Here is a 15,267-nt window from a genome sequence, read left to right on the forward strand (position 1 = left end):
ACACTCTCGGCAGTTTGTCACGGGTGTCGCTGCGGTTCCCGCAGGTCGTCCACCCCCGGGAGAGCCGTCCGCCCTGGTCAGGGCAGCCTTCGCTGTCTGGCGAGGGGGTCCGTCGGACCGCCACCATCGACGTCATGACCGCAGCTCAGAGCCTGCCCACCGTGCAGGGTTGTTCCGCGACCTCGTGTGCCTACAACGAGGGCTCGACCTGCCACGCCGCCGCGATCACCATCGCCGGCGACAACGCCGCGTGCGGCACCTTCGTCGAGATCTCCTTCCGTGGCGGCGTCGACCGCAACGGCGTGGTCGGCGCGTGCCACCGCTCGGAGTGCAAGTTCAACGACAAGCTCGAGTGCACCGCCCCGTCGGTCGAGATCGGCGCCGGCAAGGACGTCGCCGACTGCCTGACCTACGAGGCCCGGTAGAGCTCCTCGAGCGGCGCGACCGACCCCGCGGTCCCGACCGCGGGCTCCACCACGAGCCCGCGCACGGGGTCGGCGCGCAGCGTCGCGTCGGCGACGGCGAGCGCGGCCACGCTGTCGTCGTCGTCGACCAGGACCGCGGCACCCCGCGCGGCGAGGCTCGCCAGCGCGCCCAGCACCACGCGGCGCCCGGCGGCGTCCAGCCCGCCGGTGACCCGGTCCACCAGCACGACCGCGGCACCGCCCGCCTCCTCGAGGCGGCGGCGCCGCTCCAGCACCCCCGACGACGGGTCGACGGTGATCCGCCGGACCCCCGACGACGCGTCGTCGCACATCGCCATCAGCCGTCGCCGCACGATCGGCTCGCCGAGCAGCACGGTCACCTCGGCCGTGGGCAGTCGCAGCGTCATCGCCCGCCTCCTCGTTCAGTGAGGGGAGGCTAACCTCGCCTGCCCGCCGCCGTCCATGCCCGGACGCGCCCTGGGCGGAACTCACAGCGATGTCCGGAACGCCCTCCAGGCCGCGGTCAGGAACGGCACGCGCACGGGGTCCGTGCCCACCGCCCGCGCCACGTGCTCGCGCGCCCGGCGGTCCACCTCCGCCCGCTCGGCGGCCGGGAGCGTCAGGACCGCGGAGTGTGTGCCGAGCATCGCGGCGACGTCGTCGGCGGCCATCCCGATCGCGTGCCGGAACACCTGCGGCTCCCCGGCAGTGAACGGCGCCCCCTCCGGCAGCTCGACGACGAAGTCGGCGTCCACGGCCGGCGCACGGCCCTGGTCGTCGAGTCCCCCGATCGCCCGGAGCTCGGCGACCCACTCCTGCGCGGGGTCCCCGTAGGTCCACAGCAGGCCCAGCACCCCGCCCGGCCGCAGGAGGCGCCCGATCTCGCCGCTCGCCCGGTCCGGGTCGAACCAGTGCCACGCCGACGCGACGAGGACGGCGTCGACCGACGCGTCGGGCAGCGGGACGTCCTCGGCCGTGCCGGCGAGCACCCGGACCCCCGGGCTCTGCGCGGCCAGCACCGCGCGCATCGCGTCGTCCGGCTCGACGGCGACGACGTCGGTGACGCCCTCGCCCGCCAGCGCGCGGGTCAGCAGGCCCGTCCCGGCGCCGAGGTCGAGCACGGTGGCGTCGGGCCCCGGCAGCAGCCAGTGCACGGCCTCGGGTGCCGGGGACGGGCGCAGGCGGTCGTAGTCGTCGGCGGCCGCGCCGAACGACCGGGCCCGCTCGGGGTTCACAGCCAGCCGCGCTTGCGGAACACCAGGAACAGCGTCAGCGACACCAGCACCATGAGGAGGAGCGCGAAGGGGTAGCCGAGTGTCCAGTGGAGCTCGGGCATGTGGTCGAAGTTCATGCCGTACACCGCCCCGATGAGCGACGGGGTGAACAGGATCGCCGCCCAGCTCGAGATCTTCTTGACCTCCTCGCCCTGGGCCAGGCTGGTCTCCGAGATCCGGCGCATCTCCTCGTTCTGCCGCTGCCCGACGAGCGCGGCGTTGACCTGCAGGATGTTGCCGAGCAGCTGGCGGAAGTTGTCGGCGGACTCCCGGGTCTGGGCGACGTGGTCGGCGACGTCGCGCAGGCCGCGGTGCAGGGCGACGCCCTGCTCGTCCTCGGCGGGCTCCTCGAGCAGCCCGTCGAGGACCTCGCGCAGCGGGTCGACGGCGCGCTGCAGCTCGATGACCTCGCGGGAGAGCTGGTAGATGCGCCGCGAGACGCTCGGGTCGCCGCCGAAGACCTGGGTCTCGATCTGGTCGATGTCGTGGCGCAGGCCCCGTACGACCGGGTGGTAGTCGTCGACGATGCGGTCGAGCACGGCGTAGAGGACCGCCCGCGGGCCCTGGGCCAGCAGCGACGGGTCCGCCTCCAGGCGCGCGCGCACCGACGACAGGTCGGGGGTCTCGGCGTGGCGGACCGTGACGACGAAGTCGTGCCCGAGGAAGAGGTGGATCTCGCCGACCTGGACGTCCTCGTCCTCGTCGACGTACCAGGCGGGGCGCAGCACGACGAACTCCACGTCGTCGTAGCGCTCCAGCTTGGGGCGCTGGTGGGCGTGCACGGCGTCCTCGACCGCGAGCGGCGGCAGCGAGAGCTCCTGCGCCAGGCGGTCGATCTCCTCCGCGTCGGGACGCAGCAGGCCGATCCAGGCGAACCCGTCGTCGGCGCCGTGCGTGCGCAGCATCTCCAGGGTGCGGTCCAGCGAGTCCGGCTCGCGGGAGCGCTCCCCGTGGACGTACACCGCGTTGTCGACGACGGTCATCGCGGCATTGTCGCCTCCGGCCTGCGCTACTGCGCGAGGGCCACACCGGCGGCCACGAGCCCGACGGCGTTGGTGCCCAGGTGCAGCCCGATCGGGGCGAGCACCGAGCCGGTGCGGTGGCGCAGCCAGCCGAGGACGAAGCCGCCGAGCACCGTCACGACGAGGACAGCGAGCGCCGAGGTCCACTGGAGGGTCGGCGGGAGCGGCACCGCCGACGGGCCGAGCGCGACGGTGAGGTGCCAGAGCCCGAACGCCACCGCGGTGGTGCTCAGCGCGACGCGGGCGGACAGCGAGCGGACGGTGTGGCCCTGCAGCACGCCGCGGAACGCGAGCTCCTCGGCGAGCACGGTGCCCAGCGGGATGAGGACGAGGCCGCGCAGGAGGAGCGCCCCGGGCGAGGCGCCGGCGAGCTGGGGGTTCTCGAGCAGGTGGGGCGCGACGGCGAGCACCGCGCCGTACCCGAGGACCGCGACACCGATGGCCGCGCCGCCCCAGCGCGCGCCCGCCCCCCAGGTGCCGCGGCCGATGCCGAGGTCGGCCCAGGTCAGCCCGAGCAGGCGGGCCACGGTGACGAGTGCGGCGACCCCACCGAGGTTGAACAGGGCCTTGAGCACCGGGTCGGCGGGCAGGGCCGGCAGGGCGACGTTGCTCCAGCCGAGCAGCAGGATCGCGACGACCGCAGGCGGGGCGAGGCGCCGCCAGTGGGGGGCCGTCCCCGCTGTCCACGTCACCCCCGCCCCGTCCCGGGCGGGGTCGTCCGACGACGGGCGCGCGTCCGTGGCCGTGTGCTGGGGAGCGGTCACAGCCCCAGCATGCCTGCCACCCTCTCCGTGTCCGCAGGGGTCCACCCCGGAGGCATACCCATCGTGAGCCAGCCTTCGACCATCACCGCGCGGTACTGGTGGCCGTGCCCGTCGGGCACCGAGAGGGAGTTGGTCAGGTCGATGGTGACCTGCCAGAACGTCACGACGGGGTACCAGTCGACGGCCTCGGACACGTCCCGACCTGGGGGTTCGGCGAGCCAGTCGGGTCGGCGCCAGAGGAGCTCGGGGGACCACCAGACGACCGGGTCGGAGGCGTGCTGCAGGTAGACCACGTGTGGTGAGGACCACACGGCCGGCGGCTCCCGGAGGTCCGCCGCGGTCGCCCCGAAGCGCACCTCGCGTCCCCCGTCGACGACGGGCAGGACCTCCGGCGTGCCGGGGTCGCGGCGAGCGGTGAGCGCGGCGTGGAGCCGGTTGGAGTTCGGCGGGCCCACCCAGAGGACCCCGTCGGCCTGGGCCCGCGCGTCCTCGAGGCTGGAGAACGCCGCCTCGGAGCCCTGCGAGCCGAGGCTCTCGCCGAACACGATGAGCCGGGGCCGCCGGTCCGGGGGCATCTGCTCGACGCGGGCGTGGACGGCGTCGAAGAGCGCCCGCCCCTCGGCCGCGGCGCGGCTGCGGTCGACGACGAACGACAGCCAGCTCGGCAGGTAGGAGTACTGGGTGGCGACGATCGCGGTGTTCCCACCCCAGATCATCTCCAGGGAGTCGGCGACCGGGTCGTCGATCCAGCCGGTGCCGGTGGTGGTGACGACCGCGACGACGTCGCGCTCGAAGCCCCCGGTGCGCTCGAGCTCGGCGACGGCGAGGCGGGCCCGCTCGGTCGGGCCCGGCGCGGACATCAGCCCGACGTAGGCGCGGACCGGCGGCACGGGACGGCGCCCGGACGCCTCGCCGAGCCGGGCCAGGGTGGGCCCGCCCGCGACGAAGTCCTGGCCCTCGCGCCCCAGCGACCTCCAGGGCACGAGCGAGGCCGGCGACCCCGAGCGCAGCGGGGAGATCGGCGCGACGACGCCCGGGTAGGTCTCGTCGTTGGTGGCGCTGAAGGCGGCGTCGGCGACGCGCAGGCCGGTGCGCAGCACCAGCGAGTCGATGATCGTGGCGACGAGGACGACGACGACCACGGTGCCGACGACCGTCGCCACCTGCGCGGGGAGGTGCGCGCGGCGGCGCAGCAGGTCACCGGCCCGGCCGGCGAGCCAGCGCACGCCGCGGCCGAACCCGACGATCAGCCCGGCGACGACGAGCGCGACCGGTCCGGCGCGCAGCCAGCCGTCGGTGGTGGGCTGCGCGATCCCCATGAGCCCGGCGACCTGCTGCTGCCACCCGGCGCCCGCGACGAGCATCCCGAGCAGCGCCACGGTCGCCGTGACGACGAGGACGAGCCAGGCCCCGGGTGTCAGCCAGACCGGTGTCGCGCGCTGCACCCGCGCGGTGAGGTGGGTCCACTTGCCCGTCCGGCCGACCAGCCACGCGAACGCGACGCCGAGCCCGTAGCCCAGGCCGCCGGAGATGCCGGTGGCGAGGCCCTGGAAGAGGTAGTCGCGGGGGATCAGGGACGGGGTGAGCGAGATCAGGGCGAACGCGACGCCGACGACGAAGCCCGCGGGGTGCGCGCGCGGGACGTAGCGCACGAGGGCGGCGAGACGGGGCGGGAGCAGCGGGGAGTCGCCGCCGAACTGGTGGCGCTGGCCGTCGCGGTGCCACAGGTGGTGGTGGTCGAGCTCCTCCTCGAACTCGCGCTGGAACTCGCTGTCGAGCTCCGTGCGGGCATCGCCCTCCGCCACGCGTCCCAGCTTCCCGCGCCGCGCAAGCCGCGACACGGGAGGTGGCAGAACCAACCCATGTGAGCACTTTCCGGGGCTATAGGCCCGGAAAGTGCTCACGGACCGAGGAGCGGCTCCAGCCAGCGGCCGGCGGCGAGCAGGGCGTCCTCGCGGTCGGGGTGGCCGATGAGGGCGAGGCCCAGCGGCAGGCCGGCGGCGTCGCGGGCGCCCGGCACGGCGAGGGCGGGCAGGCCGAGCAGGTGCCAGGGCCGCGAGAGCACCGGGTCACCGGTGGCGTCGAGGCCCGGCGGGGCCACACCGAGCGCGCCGGGGACGAGGACCGCGTCGGCCTCGTCGAGGCGCGCCAGCACGGCCTCCCGGGTCGTCGCGGCGCGCTCGCGGGCGGCGGCCAGCTCGTCGGGCGGCACCGCGCGCCCCTCCGCGAGCAGGGCCCGCAGGTTCGGCCCGAGACCGGGCGCGTCCGGCACGGTCGTGGCCGCCTCGGCGGCCATGACCGTGCGGTGGTCGACGGTGGCCCGGCGCAGGTCGAGGTCCCAGGTCGCGAGGCCCGCCCCCGCCGCGCCCGCCCGCGCGGCGGCGTCGGCGTGCGCCTCCCGCATCGCGGGCGAGACGTCCGCGACATCGGTCCCGTCCCAGGTGAGGAGCCGCGGCGGGGTACCGGACGCCGGCGCCGGGGCATGGCCGGCGAGGGCGGCGCGGGCGGCGGCGAGATCCTCGACGCCGGCCGCGAACAGCCCGAGGGTGTCCAGGCCCGGGGCCAGCGGGTTCACGCCCGTCGTCGGCAACGACCCGCGGGCGACGGCGAGACCCGCGACCCCGCAGTACGACGCCGGGCGCACCACCGAGCCGGCGGTCTGCGAGCCCACCGCGAGCGGCACCATGCCGGCCGCGACCGCGGCGGCGGACCCGCTCGACGACCCGCCGGGCGTGCGCGTCGGGTCGTGCGGGTTGCGGGTGGGGCCGGGATCGAAGAAGGCGAACTCGGTGGTCACCGTCTTCCCGACGACCACCGCGCCCGCCGCGCGCAGCAGCGCCGTGATCGCCGCGTCCTCGGTGGCGGGCGGGGCGTCGGCGCGCGCGGACGAACCACACCGCGTGGGCACGCCCGCGAGGTCGACGATGTCCTTGACGCCCACGGGCACGCCGGCGAGCGGGCCGTCACCGCCCGCGTCCGGGACGACGAGCTCGACCCAGGCACGCACCCGGTCGTCCACCTCGTCGATCCGACGCCGGGCCGTGTCCACCGCATCGGGTCGCCGCGCATCGACGAGTCGCCAGGGAGCCACCAGGTCCACGGCGACGAGTGTGCGCCTACATCCGGATCGGGATGGAGGTGGTCTCGCCGAGCTCGGGCGGCTCGTTGATCGGGTTGGCCTGCGGCGTGCGCCGGGCGACCTGCTGGGTGCCGGTACCCGAGCCGGTGGCGCTGGACGCGTCGGCCGACGAGCCGTCCCCGGCCGAGCCGTCGGTGGAGGACGAGGAGGACGTCGAGGAGGAGGACGACCCCGTGTCGCAGCTCTGCCGGTCCGCACCGCTCGGGAGCCCGAGGTCGCCGAGCAGGCCGCCGACGAGGCCATCACCGGAGGTGCCGGAGGAGCTGGACGAGCTGGACGGGCCCTCGCAGTCGGCGGCGGTGCGGTACCGGGAGGAGTCGTCCAGGTTGCGGTGGCCGTCGGCGTTGCCGTGGCCGTACGCGTGTCCGTTGCCGTGCCCGTTGCCGTGCCCGTTGCTGTGGGAGGAGGAGCTCCCCCGGCCCTCGCCGTCGTCGTGACCCGGCGTCGCGGCCGCGAGGCCTGCCCCGGAACCGGCCAGCGCGAGCGCGGCGGACGTGGCCACGGCTCCGCGGCCGGCGAGGCGCCGCAGGCCGGGGCGCGCGGTCGTGCGGTGGTTGATGCGGGAGTCGATGCGGGAGTCGATGCGGTGGGTGCCCATCCGAGTTCCTCCTCCTGCGCGGCCACTTGCACCCGTCCGGGGCAATGACGTCGCGGACGCGCCTCTTGTAGGTCTCGTTGCGGTCACGGCACAGCCGTGAGTGCCCCACCCGTGGCGTCCCCAATCCCCTCGGAGCGGTTCCTCTCCGAGGCCCGGGGCTCCTACTCTGCGGCGATGGCGGTGACGAGCACGGCGCGCTACGTCGAGATGCACCCGCGCAACCCCCAGCGCCGGTCGGTCCTGCAGACCGTCGAGCTGCTGCGCGAGGGCGGGCTCATCGCCTACCCGACCGACTCGTGCTTCGCGCTGGGCTGCACCGTCGGCAACCGCGAGGGCCTCGAGCGGATCCGGACGATCCGCCGGCTCGACGCGCGGCACCACTTCACGCTGGTGTGCCGCGACTTCGCCCAGCTCGGGCAGTTCGTGCGCATCTCGACGCCGGTGTTCCGGGCGGTGAAGGCGGCCACGCCCGGCTGCTACACGTTCATCCTCCCGGCCACCAAGGAGGTGCCGCGTCGCCTGCTGCACCCCCGCAAGCGCACGGTGGGGGTCCGCATTCCGGCGCACCCCGTGGTCGACGCCCTGCTCGCCGAGCTGGACGAGCCGCTGCTGTCCTCGACGCTGCTGCTGCCCGACACCGAGGAGCCCCTGACCAGTGGGTGGGACATCCACGAGCGCCTCGGGCACCAGGTGGACGCGGTCCTCGACTCCGGGGAGTGCGGGACCGAGCCGACGACGGTCGTCGACCTGTCCTCCGACGAGCCGGTGCTCGTGCGGCAGGGCGCCGGCCAGGGGTTCTCGTGGTGAGCGGGTCTCAGGCCGTGGGGCGCGGGACGCGGTCGGCGGCCGCGCGGAGCGCGAGGTAGGCGTCCTCGAGCTCGTGGGCGGCGAGGTGCGCGCAGGCGGTGCGCACGGCCGCGGCCGCCTCGTCCATGGCCAGCCGGCCGTCGCCGTCGCCGTCGCCGCGCGAACGACCGTGGTGGTGGGTGTGCGCGGCGACGGCCGACCGCAGCATCCGGTCGAGCCGCCCGTCGAGCACCGCGGGGGGCGGGTCGACGAGGTCGCCGAGGTAGCCGATGGCCGCCCGGATGGCGGCGGCGAGCTCGGGCGGCGACTCCGCCCCGTCCCGGGCGGCGCCGTCGCGGCGCACCGTCGCGGTCACCGGTCGGTCCAGCCGGGCGACGCACCGCGGCCGAGCGCCGGATCGGTGTCGGCGAGCGCGAGGCACCGGTCGAGGGCGGTGAGCCGGATCGGGTGCAGCACCGTGCGGTGGGTCGCGACGAGGACGAGGCGGACGTCGCGGGCGGTCGCCGCGCCCTGGACGGCGGCGAGCACGTCCAGGCCGGACGCCCCGAGGAACGTCACGCCCTCGAGGTCGGCCACCACGGACGGCGTCCCGGTCGCGCGGCCGGCGGCGTCGCGGTCGTCGGCCACCGTGGCGACCGACCCGTGCAGGACGTCGGACAGGTGTCGGGCGGTCAGCATGTCGACCTCCCCGATGACCCGCACGAGCACGAGACCCGGCCGCGGCTGGGTGGGGGCGACGGTGAGGCCGCCGTGTGCGGTGTCGGTGCCGGCATCGCGGCCGATGTCCTCGACGACGGACGGCCGACCGGCGCGTTCACGAGGCGCCATCATGAGAGGAGCCACCTCTTCCTCGGGCTGGGGTGGAGAACCGCCTGCCTCGAGAGGGTGAAGCCGCGGGTGGCGACCACCACTGTGCCCCGGTGCCGCGATGCTGTCCACCCGGACGTGACCGCCCGGCGGCCACCACCGGCCGCGCTCAGAGGGTCAGCAGGCCCCTGACCAGCGTCGCGACGGCGCCCGCGAGCGCCAGCAGGATGACGACCCGACGGGCCGTCCCGGGCCTCAGCCGGTCGTGCACGACCCCGCCGAGCACGACCCCGACCGCGATCCCGGCGAGGCCCGCGCCCCACACGACGCCGTCGAGGCGCGGCAGGCCCTTGCTCAGCAGCGCGACGAGGTTGATGACGAGCAGGACCACCTGCGCGGTCGGGACGAGCACCTCGGTGCTCCAGCGCCGGGCCAGCGCGAAGGCCGAGATGGCGGGGCCGCCGACCCCGGCGGTGACGTTGACGAACCCCGCGACCGCCCCCGCGACCAGCGCGCCGACGGTGCCCCGCAGCCGGCGGCCCAGGCGCGGGACCAGCGAGAGCAGCACGGCGGCGAGGGCGAGCGCGCCGACGACGACCAGCAGCGGTCCCTCGGGCAGCAGGCCGACGACGACCGCCCCGAGCGGGATCACCACGACCGCGCCCGCGAGCAGCAGCGCGGCGGCGCGGACGTCCACGCCGTGGCGGGTGCGCACGAGCACCACCAGGCAGAGCACGACCTGCAGCGCGTTGCCGAACGAGACGCCGTCGCGCGGGCCCAGGAGGGCGACGAGGAAGGGGCCCCCGACCAGCGCGAGGCCGAGACCCGTCGTGCGCTGGGTCAGCGCGCCGAGCAGGACCGGCGCCACGACCAGCGCCGCCGTCCCCGCCGCACTCAACGGTGCGGCGGGGACGGCGGCGTCGACGGCGTCATGCGGTCATCATGACCGCCCGGCTCACTGGGGCGTGATGCTGAAGTTCACGACGTCACCCTCGACGCCGGTGACCTGCACCAGCAGCGGGGTGGTGACGCCCGCGTCCGTGCCGGTGCAGGTGATCGTCGCGCCGACCTCGCCCTCCAGCGACGACGGGCAGCTGACCTGGCTCGCCTCGACGCCGTACTGCTGGGCGATCTGCTGCTCGACCTGGTCGGCCGTCACGGTCGGGTTGCCGAACACCACGAGCAGCGCGAACAGCCCCGCCAGGAGCGCGACGATCGCGACGACGACGATGCCGAGGATCTTCCCGACCGAGCTCTTGCGCACGGGAGGTGGCGGAGGGTAACCGCCGTAGCCCTGAACGGGGAGTGGGCCGCCGTGGGGCATCCCGGCCGGCCCGGGCGGCATCGGCGGGTGCGGGAAACCGGCGGGGGGCGGCGGGGCCTGCTGCGACATGGGAGGTCCTCGAGGTGACGGGCGTGCGGGGGGTGATCGACTCCCGGCCCGGACCTCGGTCTGACGCCCGGCGGGTACGAGGAGCATAGAACACGGAGAGCGACGAGCAATGGTCTTTACTAGGCCATCAGAGTTATCTCACGATCTCGCCAAGGAAGCGGCACTCCACCTCCCGCGCTCACCCGCCTCACAGCTCACGCTCAGGCTCACGACCCACGGTGGTGTGGAGGACGCCGAGGGAGACGCCGAGGCTCGGCGCCGGGCGAGGAGGGCCGGTGGACACCGTGCATGCCGTGGATGCCGTGCCGCTGGACGTCCGGCCGCGGGTCGCCGTCGTCGCCGGTGGCGGCAGGCGGTGCGACGGCCCCGTCGCGTGGGCGGAGCGGCGGGGGCCCCGCCGGCACCACGCCGACGCGGCCGCCACCCACCGCGGCACGACCGGGCGCCTCGCCGTCGCCGTCGTCGACGGGGTGGGCGACTCCGAGGCCGCGGGGTTCGCCGCGCGCCTCGTCGCCGACCACGCGGTGCGCGTCGCGGTGCTCGAGGGCCGGCCCGACCTCGCCCTCCTCGCGGCCCACGACCTGCTCGAGAGCACCCAGGACCTCGTGCCCGGCGACGCCGCCGCGGTCGTCGCCCTGTCGCCCGGCGCCGGCGATCCGCGCTGGCGGCTCGCGTGGGTCGGCGACTGCCGGGCGCTCGCGTGGGACGGGCGCTCGCTGCGCACCCTCACCGCCGACCACACCGTCGCCGCCGCCATGCGCGCCCGCGGCGTGCACGTCCACCCGCGCCTGGAGAACGTCCTGACGACGAGCGTGCGCACCGTGCGCCCGCCCGAGGTCGGCGTCGCCGTGGTCGACGACCCCGGGACCCTGCTGCTGGTCAGCGACGGCGTGCACCGCAGCGTGCCGACGCCGGCGCTCGCCGCCGCCCTCGCGGCCGGCGGGAGCCCGGCGGCGCAGGCGGAGCGCGTCCTCGCCCTCGCCGCCGACGCCGGGACCACCGACAACGCGACAGCGCTGGTGGCTTCGCCAGGTGAGCAGAAAGAAGGGCTATAGCCCTTCTGTCTGCTCACCTGCGCGGAGTGCACCCAGCGTCAGGCGCAGCCGCGCGCCGCGCTCGGTGTCGACCACCTGCAGCTCCCCGCCGTGCGCCCGGGCGAGGGCGCGGGCGATCGGCAGGCCGAGACCGGCGCCGCCGGCGTCGCGGGAGCGGGCGTCGTCGAGGCGCACGAGCCGGTCGAAGACCCGCTCCCGGTCGGCCGGCGGGATCCCGGGCCCCTCGTCGACGACGTCGACCACCGCCTGCGCCCCGTCGCCCGACACCTCGATCCGCACCGTGCCGTCGACCGGGCCGTGCCGGCGGGCGTTCTCCAGCAGGTTGGCGAGGATCTGCGCGACCCGTCCGGGGTCCGCGTTCACCCGGGTCGCCGGCCCGACCACCTGCACCGTCGTTCCGGGCGCGAGCAGCGCGGTGCGCTCGGCCTCGGCGGCGGCGAGCTCGGCGAGGTCGACCTCGCGCCGGTCGAGCGGGGCGCCGTCCTCGATGCGGGCGAGCTCGAGCATGTCGGCGACGAGCGCGCCGGCGCGGCGGGTCTCGCGCACCAGCGTGGTGGCGATCCGCTCCCGGCGCGCCAGGTCCGCGTCGGGCTGGCGCACGAGCGACTCGGCGAGGGTCTGCACGCCGGTCACGGGCGTGCGCAGCTCGTGGGCGGCGTCGGAGAGGAAGCGGCGCGTGCGCACCTCCGAGTGGCGCGCCTCGGCGGCCGCGTCCTCGGCGCGGCCCTGGGCGTCCTCGAGCGCGTCGAGCATGTCGTCGAAGGCCGCCGCGGTGCGCCCGAGCTCGGTGTCCGTGCGCTCGGGGCGCAGCCGCCGGCCCCGCTCGCCGCCGGCGATGTCGCGGGCCAGCGCCGTCATGTCGTCGAGCGGGCGCAGCGCCACCCGCACCACCGCGAGCAGGGCGAGGGCGACGGCCGCGAGCCCGAGCGCCCCGACCCCGATCATCACCGCACGCAGCCGCGCCAGCACGTCGTCGTTCTCGCCCGGGTCGGCCGCGAGCACGAGGCGGGTGCCGTCGGGCACGACGACCGTCCGCGTGACGTCCCCGTCGCGGGGCGGGCGGTCGGGGCGGCGGGGCCGGTCGCGCGGCGGCGGCCGTCCCGGCGGGCCGTCGACCGACCCCGCCACCGTACGGCCCGCGGCGTCGAGCAGCACCGCGCGGATGCCCTGCCCGTCGACGGCCTCGACAAGCGGCACCCCGGTCGTGCCCGCCGCGACGAGCAGGCCGGCCCGGGTGGCGCGGTCGTCGAGGCGGCTCTGCTGGTCGCGGCGCAGCTGGGCGTCGAGCGACAGGTCGACCGCCACCCCGATGACCACGAGCGCCAGCGCCACCACGACCAGCACCAGCGCGGTGACGCGGAAGCGCAGCGAGCGCCCGGAGGTCCAGCGGGCGCGCAGGCCCCCCGTCACGTCGCCTCCCCCGGCGCGGGCCGCAGCGCGTAGCCCAGCCCGCGGACGGTGTGGACGATCCGCGGGCCGTGCGCCTCGAGCTTGCGCCGCAGCGCCGACACGTGGACCTCGACGAGGTTCGGGTCGTAGGCGTCGTAGCCCCACACCTGCGTGAGGATCTGGTTCTTGGTGACGGTCCGGCCGCGCTGCTCGACGAGGTAGCGCAGCAGGCGCAGCTCGGTGGCGGTGAGGTCGAGGACCGTGCCGGCGCGGGTGGCGGTACCGGCCTCCTCGTCGACGACGAGGTCGCCGACGGCGAGCGCCGTCGGGACCCGGCCGCGGCGGCGCAGCACCGCGCGCACCCGCGACACGAGCTCGGCGAGCAGGAACGGCTTGACGACGTAGTCGTCGGCGCCGCCGTCGAGGCCGTGGAGACGGTCGGCGAGCGCGTCGCGGGCGGTGAGCAGGACCAGGCCGGCGTCGCTGCGCTCGCGCGCCACCCGCAGCAGGGCGAAGCCGTCGCGGCCGGGCAGCATGACGTCGAGGACGACGAGATCGGGGCGGAAGCCGTCGAGCAGCTCCTCGAAGCCGGTGCCGTCGTCGCGGCCGAGGGCGCGGAAGCCGGCGTCGGCCAGCGCGTCGACCACCGACTCGCGGATGGCCGCCTCGTCCTCGACGACGAGCACGCGTGCCGCCGCTCCCCGGGTCCCCACGGTGTCGATGGTGGCCTGCCGCTGCTGAACCGTCGCTGAAGACCCGGCGCGCGGGCGGGTGCTTCAGGTCCGGTTCAGCCGCGGTGCCCACTGTCGGTGCTCCCCGCCGACGATCGGAGAGCGAACGATGAGCGACACCCCGCAGGCCGGCATCCCGGACGACGACCCGGCGACGCGGCCGACCGCGACGGGCACACCCGCCGGCGCCGGGTCGGGTCCCCCGACGCGCTGGCAGCGCACCACCCGCCCGTCCTCCTGGACCCGCCGGACCGCGGTCGCCGTGGCCGGCATCGCCGGGCTCGTGCTCGGCGTGCTGCTCACCGGCGCCGTCCTGGCCGCGACCCTGGGCGGGCCCGGCGGGCCCGGCGGCTCCGGTGACGGGCCGCGCGACCGTCCGCCGATGGGGCCCGGGACGAGCGCCCTGGAGCGCGGCCACGACCGCGGTGACGGCCATGAGGGCCGTGACGCCCGCGCCCCGCGTGGTGACGCGGCGTCCGGGTCGATCGTGGTGCAGGTGCAGCCGGGCGCGACGGTGCAGGTGGCGCCCGGGGCGACCGTGCAGACGGTGCCGGGAACGGCGGCCCAGCCGGGCCAGCCGACCCAGCCCGCGCAGCCGGCCCAGCCGGCCCAGCCGACCCAGCCCGCGCAGCCGGCCCAGCCCCGCGGGGCGCCCCTGCCCGGCTGATCGACACGCCGGCGTGGCGGCGATCACAGCGGTGTCGCTCACCGCTGCCGCCCGCCACGCCGGCGTGTGAGCATGAGAGCCATGTCCGACGCGGGTCTCCTCCTCGTGCGCCGCGCGCACGTGGATCTCCTCCGCGTCTCCTCGGCCGGGTGTCGCACGCCCCGCCGCTGACCGTCCACGTCTCGTCCGGTCGCGGGTCCGATCCCCGGCCGGGCGCGCCGACGTGCCCGCGTCACGGGCGCTCGTGCTCGCCCCACCCTCCGAGGAAGCCCTGTGCGCACGTTCCTGCTCTTCGCCCTCGCGGGTCTGATCGCCCAGCTGGTCGACGGCTCGCTGGGCATGGCCTACGGCGTCACGTCGACGTCGGTCCTGCTCGCGGCGGGTACGGCGCCCGCCGTGGCCTCCGCCTCGGTCCACCTCGCCGAGGTCGGCACCAGCCTCGCGTCCGGGGCGTCGCACTGGCGCTTCGGCAACGTCGACTGGCGCGTCGTTGGCATCCTCGCGCTGCCCGGCGCGATCGGGGCCGTGGTCGGCGCCTACGTGCTGGTCAACCTCACCGAGAACGCCGAGCCCTACATGGCGCTGGTGCTGCTGCTGCTCGGGGTCTACGTGCTGCTGCGGTTCAGCTCGCGGGCGGTCGCGCAGCGCGTGGTGTCCGGACCGCGACCGGGCGGCCGGTTCCTCGGCCCGCTCGGCCTGGTCGCCGGGTTCCTCGACGCGTCCGGCGGTGGCGGCTGGGGCCCGGTGGCCACGTCGAGCCTCCTGGCCTCCGGGCGGCTGGAGCCCCGCAAGGTGGTGGGGTCCGTCGACACCTCGGAGTTCGTCGTCGCGCTGGCCGCGAGCATCGGGTTCCTGGTCGCGCTGTCGTCGCAGGAGATCGACCTCACGGTCGTGCTGGCCCTGATGGTCGGCGGCGTGATCGCCGCCCCGTTCGCGGCCTACATCGTCCGGCTGCTGCCCGCCCGCGTCCTGGGCACCGCGGCCGGCGGTCTGATCATCCTCACGAACACCCGCACGTTGCTGAACGGGATCGACGCCCCGGGCACGACCGTGACGATCGTGCTGCTGGTGCTGGCGGTGCTGTGGGTCGTGGCGACCGTGCTCGCGGTGCGCACTGCCCGCCGGGAGCGCGCGCTGCACGAGAACGCGGTGACCGAGGACGACGGCACCCCGGCCGCCCAGACCTGAGGCGCGCG

18 protein-coding genes are annotated in these 15,267 nt (G+C 76.2%); 5 read left to right on the plus strand and 13 right to left on the minus strand.

Translation table 11 applies throughout. The features are described from left to right. Positions 1-161 precede the first annotated feature (161 nt). The gene (locus ACYX4T_RS16890) at positions 162-425 is read left to right on the plus strand and encodes a DUF1540 domain-containing protein (RefSeq protein ID WP_476010456.1); all 264 of its coding nucleotides are present in this window, start codon (positions 162-164) and stop codon (positions 423-425) included. Here ACYX4T_RS16890 and ACYX4T_RS16895 read toward each other — a convergent pair. The 7 genes from ACYX4T_RS16895 to ACYX4T_RS16925 all read right to left on the minus strand — a co-directional run bounded on the left by ACYX4T_RS16895 (position 410) and on the right by ACYX4T_RS16925 (position 7,222). Beyond that, a complete protein-coding gene (locus tag ACYX4T_RS16895; protein WP_476010457.1) occupies positions 410-832 on the minus strand; it encodes a hypothetical protein in 423 nt (140 codons plus the stop codon). The two genes, ACYX4T_RS16890 and ACYX4T_RS16895, sit on opposite strands and share 16 nt — an antisense overlap. Positions 833-913: 81 nt before the next feature. Next, entirely contained in the window at positions 914-1,660 is a 747-nt protein-coding gene (locus ACYX4T_RS16900) for a class I SAM-dependent methyltransferase (protein ID WP_476010458.1), read from the minus strand. Next, positions 1,657-2,682 (minus strand): magnesium/cobalt transporter CorA, encoded by a 1,026-nt coding sequence (corA, locus tag ACYX4T_RS16905; RefSeq protein ID WP_476010459.1) that lies wholly within the window; start codon positions 2,680-2,682, stop codon positions 1,657-1,659. Before corA ends, ACYX4T_RS16900 begins: the two co-directional genes overlap by 4 nt. 26 nt (positions 2,683-2,708) lie before the next feature. After that, positions 2,709-3,485 (minus strand): lysostaphin resistance A-like protein, encoded by a 777-nt coding sequence (locus ACYX4T_RS16910; RefSeq protein WP_476010460.1) that lies wholly within the window; start codon positions 3,483-3,485, stop codon positions 2,709-2,711. Beyond that, the gene (locus tag ACYX4T_RS16915) at positions 3,482-5,290 is read right to left on the minus strand and encodes an alpha/beta hydrolase (protein ID WP_476010461.1); all 1,809 of its coding nucleotides are present in this window, start codon (positions 5,288-5,290) and stop codon (positions 3,482-3,484) included. Before ACYX4T_RS16915 ends, ACYX4T_RS16910 begins: the two co-directional genes overlap by 4 nt. A 95-nt stretch (positions 5,291-5,385) precedes the next feature. Further along, positions 5,386-6,585, minus strand: a complete 1,200-nt coding sequence (locus ACYX4T_RS16920) for an amidase family protein (protein ID WP_476010462.1) — start codon at positions 6,583-6,585, stop codon at positions 5,386-5,388. Positions 6,586-6,601: 16 nt separating this feature from the next. Further along, on the minus strand, positions 6,602-7,222 hold the full coding sequence (locus ACYX4T_RS16925) for a hypothetical protein (protein ID WP_476010463.1): 621 nt from the start codon (positions 7,220-7,222) through the stop codon (positions 6,602-6,604). Between the two features lie 174 nt (positions 7,223-7,396). Here ACYX4T_RS16925 and ACYX4T_RS16930 point away from each other — a divergent pair, with 174 nt between their 5' ends. After that, positions 7,397-8,029 (plus strand): L-threonylcarbamoyladenylate synthase, encoded by a 633-nt coding sequence (locus tag ACYX4T_RS16930; RefSeq protein WP_476010464.1) that lies wholly within the window; start codon positions 7,397-7,399, stop codon positions 8,027-8,029. A 7-nt stretch (positions 8,030-8,036) separates the two neighbouring features. Here the strand turns inward: ACYX4T_RS16930 and ACYX4T_RS16935 are convergent, their stop codons facing one another. The 4 genes from ACYX4T_RS16935 to ACYX4T_RS16950 form a co-directional block, all read right to left on the minus strand. Then, on the minus strand, positions 8,037-8,384 hold the full coding sequence (locus tag ACYX4T_RS16935; RefSeq protein WP_476010465.1) for a hypothetical protein: 348 nt from the start codon (positions 8,382-8,384) through the stop codon (positions 8,037-8,039). Next, positions 8,381-8,860, minus strand: a complete 480-nt coding sequence (locus tag ACYX4T_RS16940; RefSeq protein WP_476010466.1) for an STAS domain-containing protein — start codon at positions 8,858-8,860, stop codon at positions 8,381-8,383. Before ACYX4T_RS16940 ends, ACYX4T_RS16935 begins: the two co-directional genes overlap by 4 nt. A gap of 145 nt (positions 8,861-9,005) precedes the next feature. Beyond that, positions 9,006-9,734, minus strand: a complete 729-nt coding sequence (locus ACYX4T_RS16945; RefSeq protein WP_476010467.1) for a TSUP family transporter — start codon at positions 9,732-9,734, stop codon at positions 9,006-9,008. 57 nt (positions 9,735-9,791) lie between these two features. Continuing rightward, the gene (locus ACYX4T_RS16950; RefSeq protein WP_476010468.1) at positions 9,792-10,100 is read right to left on the minus strand and encodes a DUF4333 domain-containing protein; all 309 of its coding nucleotides are present in this window, start codon (positions 10,098-10,100) and stop codon (positions 9,792-9,794) included. A gap of 404 nt (positions 10,101-10,504) precedes the next feature. Between ACYX4T_RS16950 and ACYX4T_RS16955 the strand changes: the two genes are divergently transcribed. Next, positions 10,505-11,284 carry a PP2C family protein-serine/threonine phosphatase gene (locus ACYX4T_RS16955; RefSeq protein ID WP_476010469.1) on the plus strand — a complete coding sequence of 260 codons (780 nt, stop codon included), beginning with the start codon at positions 10,505-10,507 and terminating at the stop codon, positions 11,282-11,284. Here the strand turns inward: ACYX4T_RS16955 and ACYX4T_RS16960 are convergent. After that, positions 11,279-12,694, minus strand: coding sequence for an ATP-binding protein (locus tag ACYX4T_RS16960; RefSeq protein WP_476010470.1), 1,416 nt, complete (start codon positions 12,692-12,694; stop codon positions 11,279-11,281). The genes ACYX4T_RS16955 and ACYX4T_RS16960 overlap by 6 nt on opposite strands. Continuing rightward, a complete protein-coding gene (locus ACYX4T_RS16965) occupies positions 12,691-13,386 on the minus strand; it encodes a response regulator transcription factor (RefSeq protein WP_476010471.1) in 696 nt (231 codons plus the stop codon). Before ACYX4T_RS16965 ends, ACYX4T_RS16960 begins: the two co-directional genes overlap by 4 nt. A 127-nt stretch (positions 13,387-13,513) precedes the next feature. On the opposite strand from ACYX4T_RS16965, the gene ACYX4T_RS16970 reads away from it, so the two are divergent. Together ACYX4T_RS16970 and ACYX4T_RS16975 are read left to right on the plus strand one after the other, a co-directional pair. Continuing rightward, entirely contained in the window at positions 13,514-14,071 is a 558-nt protein-coding gene (locus ACYX4T_RS16970) for a hypothetical protein (RefSeq protein WP_476010472.1), read from the plus strand. Between the two features lie 273 nt (positions 14,072-14,344). Beyond that, positions 14,345-15,259: a sulfite exporter TauE/SafE family protein gene (locus tag ACYX4T_RS16975; RefSeq protein ID WP_476010473.1), complete on the plus strand. Its 915-nt coding sequence runs from the start codon at positions 14,345-14,347 to the stop codon at positions 15,257-15,259. Positions 15,260-15,267: the final 8 nt, after the last annotated feature.

This window comes from Actinomycetospora sp. ABD4_176 (genome assembly GCF_056311855.1).